Here is a 10,967-nt window from a genome sequence, read left to right as displayed (position 1 = left end):
AGTACGCCCGCCGTGCGCCGGTGGAGCCGGGCAGAGCGAAGGACGCGGAGGCCGAATTTGAAACGAGGTGCATTGGTGAAAAGCAATGCGCAAACCGTCGATCTATTGATCTCCCACAGCCAGATCCAGTTCCGCGCACGGGCTTTCGACGAGGCGGCGTGCCGGTGGGGCAAGCTCAATCTGGAGCAGGGGGCGATTCTGCATCGCGACTATGTGGTGTTCGACCCGTTGCCCGAGGACGCGTTCGGCGCGAACGTGCACCTGAAACTGGAGGCCGCCTTCAGTCCCGATCCCGGCGCCCAGCGCTGCATCGTGGCGCCGTTCCATGTTGCCGATGCCGAGCACGTGGAAGTCGCATCCGCGGCCGAGCGGTTCAAGGTCGATCTCGCGCTGGAGGCGCGCGACTATGCGCTGTACTTCGAGGTCTGCGAGGGCGAAGAGATCTTCTACAGGATCACCCTGGTCCCAGCCGACGGCCACGTCGCCGCCCGATACCTGCTGGACGACCCATGGGGCGGCGAGAAGGACAAGCCGCTGCTGGAAGGATTGCGTTAGGCGCACTGCACGCACCCTCACCGTGACGGTATGGATTGGCTACAAGCGTGAGTGGCGTGGCCAATGGCCGAAGCCATGACGCCGCTCTCGTACCGAAGGTGAGCGGCGAAGATGGCCTTCAGCCCGATTGCAGGCAGGGCGCTGGCAACGACGCCGTGACGAGGCCGAGGTCGCTCCCGTCCGTCAGCGATGCCTGCTTGATTACTTGAGCCAACCGGCCAACTGCTCGCGGCTCAGGCGTCCGCGCCGTTGCGGGTCCATCGAATCGAATTCGTCGGCCAGTGCCGGATTGGCCTGCGCTTCGCTGCGGCTGATGTAGCCGTCGTGGTCGCTGTCCAGCGCGTCGAAATCGATGCGGTAGTTGCCGGCGACGTTGTCGGGCTGGACCGTGCGCACGGTGACCGGCGCCTGGCCACGCGGAACGTCGAGCCGCACCTGGTGGGTCACCTCGCCACTGCTCAGCGGCTGCGCCTGCACGATGCTCGCCGGCACGTCGCGCAACGGCTCGGTGACGACGCTCGAGGTCGGGTTGAGGTTCTGCGCGGCGGCCGGGACGATGGCGGCAGCCAGCAGAAAGGCGGCGAGGGACGAACGGCAATGCATGGACACAACGGACTCCAATGGTACGAATGAGGGGACGGCGCGGCAGGCTCAGCCAGGAATGAACGGGAACGCCAGTTTCAGCAATCCCTTCAACCCGCCCTCGGCGGTACTGGCGATGGCCTTGGCGCCGAGGCTGTTGAGCGCGCGGCGCACATCGTCCCAGCGTAGCTTGCCCACGTCCTTCTTCAACAGGTCCGCCACTTCCTCGGCGGTCGGGGTGAGCTTTTCCAGCTCGCGCGCCACCTTCTCCGGCTCCGGCTGCAGGTAGCCCCAGCGCTCGGCGATCTTCAGCAAGGTGTCGAAGCGCACCGCGACCACGTCGCGGTTGCGCTCGTACACGGGCATCGCGCCCACGTCGACGATGGCCTGCTCGAAGCGCTGCTGGTCGTCCGGATGCTCGATGCGGATCGCCAGGAAGCCCTCCTTCTTGCTGCGTTCGCTGACGTGCTTGGCCCCGGCGCGCAGGTTGTCTTCGGTGAGCACCGTCGCCACGATGCGCTCCAGGGCTGCGTCGCCATCTTCGGGCACCAGCGCGCGCCAGCGCGCATAGCCGTCGCGGCGCAGGCCCTTCACCTTGGCCGGGGTCACCCGCAGGCGCAGCGCCACCGCGTTGTTGGAATCGCTGCGCGAGATCGCGCCGTCGCGTTCCAGCAACACGAAGATCAGCAACTCCAGGTCGCGCTTGGTCAGCGACTGGAACCCTTGCAACAGGGTCAGGCGTAGGAATTCGTCGGCGAAGCCGGCCGGGTCTTTCAGTTCGATCGGCTGCATGTGCGCGGCCCTCCAGTCAGTGCAGGCAGGATGCCCGATCGCGATTGCGCGGACTGAGACGACGATGCGATGCGTATCCCAGCGACATTGTATGGATTAACGTCGGTACTCGCGCCCCGGTCGATCGCTGCGAAAGATCTCGATTGCGCCGCGATCCTGCAGGGTCACGTCCGGGCCGCTCGCCGGGCCTTCGATGCCGTGGGCGAACACGCCGTCGCCGATCAGGTCGCGGGCATGGAACAGGCCGGCGTTCGCTGCGGGCGCCGTGGCGCAGGCGAGCAGCAGCGCCGCGCCGGCAGCGGCGAGAAACGGCAGGCGAATGGACATGGACAGACCCGGAGCGATGCAGGGCCGGGCAGTGTGCCAGACGTGCCGGCGCGGCCGGGATGGCGCTCACAACGGCGGGCGCTGGATGCGTTAAGGTTCGGGCGGTCCGTGTCCGGCCTTCAGGGAGATCCGCATGTCGCTGTCCTCGCCGAATCGTCGCCGTGTGCTGCTCGCCGGATTGTCCGCGGCGGGCGCAGGCCTGTTGGGATCGCCGCTGTTGGCGGCGCCGCGCGGCAAGCCGAAGAAGCCGCTGGGGGTGGCGCTGGTCGGCCTGGGCGACTACGCCAGCAACCGCCTGGCGCCCGGCCTGGCGCTGACTAAGCATTGCCGGCTGGCCGGCATCGTCACCGGCTCGCCGCACAAGATTCCGCAGTGGCAGTCGCGCTACCGCATTCCCGATCGCAACGTCTACAGCTACGACGACCTGGAGCGCATCGCCGACGACCCGGACATCGACGTGGTCTACGTGGTCACGCCGACCCATCTGCATGCGCCGCTGAGCCTGCGCGCGGCCGCCGCCGGCAAGCACGTGTGGTGCGAGAAGCCGATGGCGATGCATGCCGACGAGGCGCAATCGATGATCGCCGCGTGCGCGCGCAACAAGGTGCGGCTGAGCATCGGCTACCGCATGCAGCACGAGCCGAACACGCGGCGGATCATCGCGCTGGCCGGCGAGCGCCCGTTCGGCGCGCTGCGCACGGTGCGCGCCGAGGCTGGCTACAACGGTTACGGCGACACCGATCCGGCGCAGCGGCCGTGGCGGCTGCGCGCGCAGTTCGGCGGCGGCGCGATGTACGACATGGGCGTGTATTCGCTCAATGCGGCGCGCTACACGGTCGGCGCCGAGCCGCTGGCGGTCAGCGCGCACCGGTCCACCGACCGGCCGGCGCTGTTCGACGAGGTCGACGAGCACATGCAGTTCAAGCTGGAATTCCCGCATGAAGTGCTCGCCGACTGCGCCACCAGCTTCGGCCGCACCATGAACCGGCTGCGCGCCGAGTGCGAGCGCGGCTGGTACGAACTGGCGCCGTTCCAGAGCTACGACGGCATCCGCGGCAGCGCCAGCGACGGCCGCGTGTTCGACGCGAAGGTGCGCCACCAGCAGGCGCTGCAGATGGACGAGGACGCGCTGGCGATCCTCGGCGGCACGCCGCTGCGCGCGCCGGGCGAGGAAGGCCTGCGCGACATGCGCGTGATCGACGCGATCCAGCGTTCGGCGCGCGAGGGCGGCAAGCGGATCGTGCTGTAGCGAGTACGGTGGTTCTGTGCCCGCGGGCGAGCGATGCCTGGCGCTTTTCCTCGCGGCTGTTTCGATTCCCTGTAGGAGCGGCTTCAGCCGCGACAGGATCTCGCCGGTAACGCCCTGTCGCAGCTGAAGCCGCTCCTACAGAAGACGCTGTCGCCGCGCCCGCAACTTCAGAGCGACATCGCCAGCACGGTGATCTCTTCGCGGTCGTGGTACAGCTGCTTGGCGCGGATCTGCAGCGGGCGATCGGCGCGCTCGGCGAACAGGTCCAGGCACAGTTGGGTCTCGTCCCAGCGCTTCTTCATCGGCAGCTTGAGGTTGAAGATCGCGTGCCGGCACCAGCCTTCGCGGAACCAGGTGCCCATGCGTTCGGCGACGCGCCGCGGCTGTTCGACCATGTCGCAGACCATCCAGTCCAGCGCCTGCGGCGGCTTCCAGTGAAAGCCGTCGGCGCGCAGGTGATCGACCAGGCCGCTGTCGAGCACGTGCTGGCGCAGTGGGCCGTTGTCGACGCTGGTCACGTGCAGGTGCTGGCGGGTCAGCACCCAGGTCCAGCCGCCGGGCGCGGCGCCCAGGTCGGCCGCGCGCATGCCGGGCTTGAGCAGCGTCTCGCGTTCCTCCGGCGCCAGCAGCGCCAGCAACGCCTCTTCCAGTTTCAGCGCCGAGCGCGAAGGCGCCTCCGACAGCAGCTTCAGGCGCGGGATGCCCAGCGGCCACGGCGCGCTGTCGTCGCTGTCGGCGACGGCCAGCAAGGCGTGGGTGCCGGCGAGGAAGCACACGTGCAGGCGCGGCAGCTTCGGCTGCGGCTTGTCGCTGAGCAGGCCGGCCTTGCGCAGCGCAGGACGCAGCGCGTTGCCGAAACTGCGTGCCAGGCCGGACAACTGTTTGCCTTCGTCCGAATCCGGATGCTCGACCCACAGATCGCCGAAGCGGCTGTGTCCGGCCAGCGCCTGCAGCATCGGCGCGATCCGGTCGCTGGGATCGAGCTCGCGCAGTTCAGCCAGCAGGCGCAGTTTCTGCCGCGCGAAGATCAGCCCGCGCCACGGCATCGCGCGCGGCGGCAAAGGGTCTTCGCAGAGCAGTAGCGCGTAGCCGCTGTTGCGCTCGGTACGCGCATAGGCCGGCAGTTCGGCGCGCGCGGCGCGATCGTTCAGCTCGGCCGCCAGTTCGGGTTCGAAGCCTTGCCGGCAGTAGCACAGCAGGCCGTTCAGGGAGGACATGGAGGAAGCCTTCGCCGGGCGGCGGTCAGTAGCGGGGGCTGTCGAGTTCGCCGTAGCGGCGCAACACCGCGCAGGCCGCGTCGCGATGCAGGCCGCGCACCACCTCGATGCCGCGGCGCTCGAGTTCGCCGATCCAGTCCGCCGGCAACGGGCCTTCGTCGAACGGGGTCAGCGCCATCACGTCCTCGGCGCTGGCGCCGATCAGCAGGCGGTCGATGCCGGCCCAGATGGTGGCGCCATAGCACTGGCAGCACGGTTGCGCCGAAGTCGCCAGGGTCACCGGCGACAGCACCGCGTTCAGTCGCGGCGTCTGCAGGCGCTGTTGCGCCAGCATGTAGGCCATGTTCTCGGCATGCGCCAGCGAGGTGGTCTGCGGCACCACCCGGTTCACCCCGACCGAAATGATGCGATGGTCAGGGCCGAACACCGCCGCGCCGAACGGGCCGCCGCTGCCGGCGTCCACGTTCAGTCGCGACAGTTCCACCGCCAGCGCCACCTTGTCGTCGTCGCCGGGATAGACCGCCTGCGGATCGACCGCGTCGTGGATCCAGGCGGGCAGGGTGAGGTGGACTTGCGCGTAGAGCATCAGCGGACGGGTTCGGCAGGCTGGGGGTCGCGCAGTGTATCGGCTTGCACGCCCTTGGCGCTGCATTGCCCGGCCACGCACTGGCAGCCGCCGATCGCGCGCGAGCCGCACACGCTCATGCGGCCGCTGGCCTGGCATTGCGCCATCACGCCTTGCGGATCGGTGGGGCTGTCGCGGTTGACGCAGGCCGGCATCGCGCCGCAGCAGTTGCCGACGTCCTTGACCATGCAGTCGGCGTCGCTGCGGCAGGTGGTGTCCACCTTCACCGGCAAACCGGGCGCGGCGGGCTTGGCGCCTTCGCTGCGCGCGCAGCCGCTGAAGGCGAGGGTGCCGGCGAACAGGCACAGGCAGCACAGCAACAGCGCGAGACGACTGGACATGGCGACCTTCCGTGCGAGAGACCGCGGCCATGGTAGCGCGCATGGCCGCGGCGCCGGCAACTCAGCGGCGGCCGACGGCGATCGTATCGGCGGTTTCCTGCTTGACCTGGAGCGCGGTGCCGTCGATGGCCTGGTGGATCGCCTGGCGGATGCTGATCCGGCCCTTCACCGCATTGACCTGCAGCGGCGACAGCGACGGATCGTCGTAGACGATGCCGCAGCCGGTGGCATGCGCCAGCTGCTGCGCGGTTTCGTCGAAGCGTGCGGCGGGCATGTCGTAGTCGTGGTCGGGCACGGCGTCGCACTTGCCTTGCGCCGCTGTGGATGCAGGTGCAGATGCAGGAGCGGGTGCGGGCGTCGCAGCGGCTTGCGAGGGGGCGGAAGACGGCGCCATGTCGCAGCCGGCGAGCAGGGCGAGCAGGGCAAGGCTGATGCAAGAGGTGCGCAAAGCAGCGGACATGCGGGGATTTCCTCTTACTGGTTGACGCTTGAAGTCTAGGCGGCGTGCCTTAACCCAATGTTGCATCCGGCTTGCGCACCGGCGCAGGCGCGTGCAGCCAGGTGCACCACAGCACACCAACCAGCAGGCAGGCGATCGCCAAGGTTTCCAGCAGGGTGGGCCAGCGCGCCTCCCACAGGAAACCGTAGAGCAGCGCGAACACGGTTTCGAACACGATCGTCTGCCCGACCAGGGTCAGCGGCAGCAGCCGGCTGGCGTGGTTCCAGCAGGCATTGCCGATCACCGAAGCGAATACGCCCAGCACGATCGCCACGCCCCAGAACCGCGCCCATTCGTCGGCCGCATGTCCGTGGTCGAACGCGAACGCAGGGATCGCCAGGGTCAGCGCCAATGCGCCGGTGACCACGCCGGTCAGCATCGACCAATCGCGCCCGGAGATGTCCGGCCGGCGCGCGAGCCAGCCGGCGTTCTTGACCGAATACGCCGCCCAGCACGCCAGCGCGCCGACCGCGCACGCCAGCCCGGCCGCGCGCGTGCCCACGCTGGTCTGCGCCGGGTGTGTTGCGTCGAGCGTCTGTGCCGCGACCAGTGCCACGCCGAGCACGCACAGCGCGCATGGCGCGGCCAGCCGGCGCAACCGCATCGCGCCGGCCGCGCGCGACCCGAGCACCGTGACCACCGCCGGCAGCAGGCCGATGATCAAGGCCGTGGCCGCGCCGCCGGCCCATTGCACGGCGCTGCCCAGCAACACGTAGTAGACGATGTTGCCGAGCAGGCTCAGCCGCAGCAGCGCCCACCATTCCGGCACCCCGAGCGCACCGGTGGCGGCGCGCCAGCGTGGGGCGAGCAGCAGCGCGGCGACCGCGCCGTAGGCCAGGTAGCGCGACACCGACAGCTGCAGCGGCGAGAACCCGGCGAGCAACTGCGGCGCCAGGAACACCAGTCCCCACAACGCGCCGGCGGCCACGCCGCTGCCCACTCCCGCCCACAAACGCTTGCGCATGCCGTGTCCTGTTGCTTCGTTGCGTAGTGCGCCAGCATGGCTTGCGCGTGCGGCCCCGGCTTGTCCCAGGCTACTGGTCCGACGCCATGGCGGCCACCCGATGGCGGCGCCGATAGGCGGCGGGCGTGTGCCCGGTCTTGCGCCGCAGCGCGCGGGTCAGCGCGCTCTGGTCGGCATAGCCGCTGTCCAGCGCCAGTTGCGCGATCGGCTGCTCGCCGTACGCCAGCTGCCGCCGCACCCAGTCCAGTCGCCGCGCCGACAGCCATGCCTGCGGTGTACGCCCCAGCGCTTCGCGGAACAGCGCATGCAGGCGGCTCACGCTCAGGTGCGCCGCTTGCGCCATGCGCTCCACCGGCCACGGCTGGCCCGGGGCGTTCTCGATGCGCAGGCACAGCTCCTGCAGCCGCGCCCATGCGCGGCGCTGCGTGCGCAGCTGGCGTAGCGCCAGCGCTGCGCAGGCCGCAGTGCCGGTGCCGGGCTGCACGCGGTCGAGCGAGGCCAGCAGGCGTTGCAGTTGCGGCGGCAGGTCGAGGAACGGTGCGCGCTGCAGGCGTTCGAGTGCGTGGTCGTCGAACGCGGCCGCATCGCAGTCCAGCACCAGGAAGCGGTTGTCGCCTTGTGCCGATTGCGCGTGCGATGTGTGCGGTGCGACCACGGCCGCGCGGAACGCATCCAGGCGGCTGCCGCGTCCGCCCACCTCGATTTCCAGCTCGCCCTGCAGCGGCAGCACGATCTGCACGTGGGCATGCTGGTGGGCATGGCCGTCGCGGCCGTAGCTGCGCAGGCTCAGGGTGGGGGCGGGCGACATGGGCGCTACGCTAACGTGCCGGCAATGCCGTTGGAAAGCGCGGCGCTGGCGACTGTGGCGCCGAGGCGGCCGCAGCGGCCCACGGCATGCGCTCAGGCAGCGCATGCCGGAAACCGCGTCCGTGGCGCGGCGGGTCGCAGCCGCACGCCGGCCGCAAGCGGGAAACGGCCGGCGCGGCGCGACGGCGTCAGGCTGCGCCGTGGCCACCGGTCCAGGTGTCGCGCAGGGTCACGCTGCGGTTGAACACCGGCGTGGTGGCGTTGTGGTCGTAGCGGTCGGCGACGAAGTAGCCGCTGCGCTCGAACTGGAACGCCTGCTCCGGCGCGGCCTGCGCGGCGGCCGGTTCCACGTAGCCGCGCACGCTGCGCTTGGAGGCCGGGTTGAGGTGGTCGCGGTAGGTCTTGCCGTCGGATTCGTCGTCGGGCTTCTCCACCGAGAACAGGCGGTCGTACAGGCGGATTTCCGCCTCCAGCGCATGCGCCGCGCTGACCCAGTGGATGGTGCCCTTGACCTTGCGGTTGGCGCCTTCCATGCCGGGACGCGATTCCGGATCCAGCCAGCCGCGCAGTTCGACGATCTCGCCGGCGTCGTTCTTGATCACCTCGTCGACGCGGGCGATGCCGGCGCCGCGCAGGCGCACTTCGCCGCCCGGCACCAGCCGCTTCCAGCCCTTGGGCGGGACCTCGGCGAAATCCTCGCGCTCGATCCACAGCTCGCGCGAGAACGGCACCTCGCGCTGGCCGAAGTTCTCGTCCTTGGGATGGTTGGAGAACACCAGCGTCTCGCTGTGGCCTTCCGGCAGATTGCCCAGCACCAGCTTGAGCGGATCGATCACCGCCATGCGCCGCGGCGCGGCCGCATCAAGGTCCTCGCGCAGGCAACCTTCCAGCACCGAGAAGTCGATCACCGAGTTCTGCTTGCTGATGCCGACCCGGTCCACCAGCAGGCGCAGCGCCGCCGGCGTGTAGCCGCGCCGGCGCAGGCCCTGCAGGGTGTACATGCGCGGGTCGTCCCAGCCGTCGACCAACTGCTCGGCCACCAGTTGGGTCAGCTTGCGCTTGCTCATCACCGTGTAGTTGATGTTCAGGCGCGAGAACTCGATCTGCCGCGGCTTGGCCGCCTCGCGCGGCAGGCCCTTGTCCAGCAGCGACTGCAGCAACTCGGGATGGCCGGCCAGGTCGACCTTGTCCACGCACCAGTCGTACAGCGGGCGGTGGTCCTCGAATTCCAGCGTGCACAGCGAGTGGGTGATGCCTTCCACCGCATCGCCCAGCGAGTGCGCGAAATCGTACATCGGGTAGATCGGCCAGGCGTTGCCGGTGTTCTGGTGCTCGACGTGCTTGATCCGGTACAGCGCCGGATCGCGCAGGTTGATGTTGCCGCTGGTCATGTCGATCTTGGCGCGCAGGGTGCGTGCGCCGTCCGGGAACTCGCCGGCGCGCATGCGCCGGAACAGGTCCAGGTTCTCTTCGACGCTGCGCTCGCGGTAAGGCGAATTGCGGCCAGGTTCGGTGAGCGTGCCGCGGTATTCGCGCACCTGCTCGGCGGAGAGGTCGCAGACGAAGGCGTGGCCGTCGCGGATCAGCTTCTCGGCAGCCAGGTAGTACACCTCGAAGTAGTCCGAGGCGTGGCGCAGTTCGGCCCATTCGAAGCCCAGCCAGCGCACGTCGTCCTGGATCGCGGCGACGAACTCGGGGTCTTCCTTGGCCGGATTGGTGTCGTCGAAGCGCAGGTTGCAGCGCCCGGCGAACTCGGCGGCGATGCCGAAATCCAGGCAGATCGCCTTGGCGTGGCCGATGTGAAGATAGCCGTTGGGCTCGGGCGGGAAGCGGGTGCGGATGGCCGCGTGCTTGCCGCTGGCCAGGTCCTCGCGGACGATCTGGCGGATGAAGTCTTTCTTCTCGGCCGGGGCGGTGGCGTCGGTGGCGGGGGTCTCGGACATGCGCGCTTCAGCAGATAAGTAAAGCGCAAGTTTAGCCGAGCTGGCCGCGGGCCGCGCCGCCGCGTACGCTGCGGCCGTCCATTCCCCGAGATTCCGCCATGCCGCTTCCCCGTCTGGTCATCGGCGACAAGAACCTGTCCTCGTGGTCGCTGCGGCCGTGGCTGCTGCTGCGGCATTTCGCGGTGCCGTTCGAGGAAGTGCCGCTGCCGCTGGACACGCCCGAGTTCGCCGCGCGCGTCGGCGCCTACTCGCCGACCGGGCGGGTGCCGGCGCTGTGGGACGGCGAACTGCAGATCTGGGATTCGCTGGCGATCTGCGAATACGCCAACGAACGCTGGCTGGGCGGCCGCGGCTGGCCGGCCGACCTGGTGGTGCGGGCGCAGGCACGGGCGGCGGCGTGCGAGATGCATTCCGGCTTCCTGGCGCTGCGCCGGCAGCTGCCGATGCAGGCCTGCCGCCAGCCCGACGGCCAGCGCTGGGATGCAGAGGCGCAGGCCGATATCGCGCGCATCGTGCAGCTGTGGGCGACGCTGCGCGAGACCCACGGCGCCGGCGGGGCGTTCCTGTGCGGCGACTTCGGCATCGTCGATGCGATGTTCGCGCCGGTGGCGGTGCGCTTCGCCGGCTACGGCGTGGCCGTGCCGGCGGCGGCCGCGCAGTACATGGCGGCCCTTGAGGCCTTGCCGGCGATGCGCGAATGGCGTGCCGGCGCGGCCGCCGAAGTCGCGCTTGCCGACGTCACGGCGCGCGGCTGAGGGCGGAGCATGCAGATCGCCTATCGCGCCCAGCACCTGATCGATGCGCACCTGGCCAAGCACGCGCTGGAGGACGCCGGCATCACCGCGTTCGTGTTCGGCGAGGCGCTGCTCGGCGGCGCCGGCGAACTGCCGTTCGGCGTGGTGCAGGTCTGCGTGGCCGACGAACTGCTGGAAAAAGCGCAGGAAGTGCTGATGGCACTGGGCCTGGGTGGCCAGGTCACGCGGGCGATGTAGTTGAGGGGCCGGGATTCGGGATTGGGGATTGGGGATTCGAAAAAGCGGGCATGCGGCTCTTGCGAATCCCCAAT

At 69.6% G+C, this 10,967-nt stretch carries 14 protein-coding genes; 4 read left to right on the top strand and 10 right to left on the bottom strand.

The annotated features are described in order from the left end of the window. Positions 1 to 75: 75 nt before the first annotated feature. Positions 76 to 555 carry a competence protein ComJ gene (gene comJ, locus HEP73_RS17590; RefSeq protein ID WP_185820917.1) on the top strand — a complete coding sequence of 160 codons (480 nt, stop codon included), beginning with the start codon at positions 76 to 78 and terminating at the stop codon, positions 553 to 555. A gap of 201 nt (positions 556 to 756) precedes the next feature. On the opposite strand, the gene HEP73_RS17585 is transcribed toward comJ, so the two are convergent. The 3 genes from HEP73_RS17585 to HEP73_RS17575 all read right to left on the bottom strand — a co-directional run bounded on the left by HEP73_RS17585 (position 757) and on the right by HEP73_RS17575 (position 2,256). After that, a complete protein-coding gene (locus HEP73_RS17585) occupies positions 757 to 1,158 on the bottom strand; it encodes an EF-hand domain-containing protein (protein WP_185823471.1) in 402 nt (133 codons plus the stop codon). 48 nt (positions 1,159 to 1,206) lie between these two features. Beyond that, positions 1,207 to 1,929, bottom strand: a complete 723-nt coding sequence (locus HEP73_RS17580) for a hypothetical protein (RefSeq protein WP_185820916.1) — start codon at positions 1,927 to 1,929, stop codon at positions 1,207 to 1,209. 96 nt (positions 1,930 to 2,025) lie between these two features. Beyond that, positions 2,026 to 2,256 (bottom strand): hypothetical protein, encoded by a 231-nt coding sequence (locus HEP73_RS17575; RefSeq protein ID WP_185823556.1) that lies wholly within the window; start codon positions 2,254 to 2,256, stop codon positions 2,026 to 2,028. Between the two features lie 133 nt (positions 2,257 to 2,389). Between HEP73_RS17575 and HEP73_RS17570 the strand changes: the two genes are divergently transcribed. Continuing rightward, on the top strand, positions 2,390 to 3,505 hold the full coding sequence (locus HEP73_RS17570) for a Gfo/Idh/MocA family protein (RefSeq protein ID WP_185820915.1): 1,116 nt from the start codon (positions 2,390 to 2,392) through the stop codon (positions 3,503 to 3,505). Between the two features lie 167 nt (positions 3,506 to 3,672). Here HEP73_RS17570 and rlmM read toward each other — a convergent pair whose 3' ends face one another. The 7 genes from rlmM to HEP73_RS17535 form a co-directional block, all read right to left on the bottom strand. Further along, positions 3,673 to 4,713: a 23S rRNA (cytidine(2498)-2'-O)-methyltransferase RlmM gene (gene rlmM / locus HEP73_RS17565; protein ID WP_185823470.1), complete on the bottom strand. Its 1,041-nt coding sequence runs from the start codon at positions 4,711 to 4,713 to the stop codon at positions 3,673 to 3,675. 34 nt (positions 4,714 to 4,747) lie between these two features. Beyond that, positions 4,748 to 5,308: a nucleoside deaminase gene (locus HEP73_RS17560; RefSeq protein WP_185820914.1), complete on the bottom strand. Its 561-nt coding sequence runs from the start codon at positions 5,306 to 5,308 to the stop codon at positions 4,748 to 4,750. After that, positions 5,308 to 5,688 (bottom strand): hypothetical protein, encoded by a 381-nt coding sequence (locus tag HEP73_RS17555; protein WP_185820913.1) that lies wholly within the window; start codon positions 5,686 to 5,688, stop codon positions 5,308 to 5,310. The genes HEP73_RS17560 and HEP73_RS17555 overlap by 1 nt, the downstream gene beginning before the upstream one ends. A 61-nt stretch (positions 5,689 to 5,749) precedes the next feature. Beyond that, positions 5,750 to 5,983, bottom strand: a complete 234-nt coding sequence (locus HEP73_RS22660; protein ID WP_255423544.1) for an STN domain-containing protein — start codon at positions 5,981 to 5,983, stop codon at positions 5,750 to 5,752. Positions 5,984 to 6,197: 214 nt separating this feature from the next. After that, entirely contained in the window at positions 6,198 to 7,151 is a 954-nt protein-coding gene (locus tag HEP73_RS17545; protein WP_185820911.1) for a DMT family transporter, read from the bottom strand. A 70-nt stretch (positions 7,152 to 7,221) separates the two neighbouring features. Beyond that, positions 7,222 to 7,959 carry an AraC family transcriptional regulator gene (locus HEP73_RS17540; RefSeq protein ID WP_185820910.1) on the bottom strand — a complete coding sequence of 246 codons (738 nt, stop codon included), beginning with the start codon at positions 7,957 to 7,959 and terminating at the stop codon, positions 7,222 to 7,224. 187 nt (positions 7,960 to 8,146) lie between these two features. Next, a complete protein-coding gene (locus tag HEP73_RS17535; RefSeq protein WP_185820909.1) occupies positions 8,147 to 9,901 on the bottom strand; it encodes a glutamine--tRNA ligase/YqeY domain fusion protein in 1,755 nt (584 codons plus the stop codon). Positions 9,902 to 9,999: 98 nt separating this feature from the next. Here HEP73_RS17535 and HEP73_RS17530 point away from each other — a divergent pair, with 98 nt between their 5' ends. Both HEP73_RS17530 and HEP73_RS17525 read left to right on the top strand, forming a co-directional pair. Beyond that, on the top strand, positions 10,000 to 10,656 hold the full coding sequence (locus HEP73_RS17530) for a glutathione S-transferase family protein (protein WP_185820908.1): 657 nt from the start codon (positions 10,000 to 10,002) through the stop codon (positions 10,654 to 10,656). Positions 10,657 to 10,665: 9 nt separating this feature from the next. Beyond that, positions 10,666 to 10,893, top strand: coding sequence for a putative signal transducing protein (locus HEP73_RS17525; RefSeq protein WP_017915895.1), 228 nt, complete (start codon positions 10,666 to 10,668; stop codon positions 10,891 to 10,893). Positions 10,894 to 10,967 lie beyond the last annotated feature (74 nt).

This window comes from Xanthomonas sp. GW (assembly GCF_014236815.1).
In the GTDB taxonomy this organism is placed as follows: domain Bacteria; phylum Pseudomonadota; class Gammaproteobacteria; order Xanthomonadales; family Xanthomonadaceae; genus Xanthomonas_A.
This window is presented reverse-complemented; position numbering and strand designations above follow the sequence as displayed.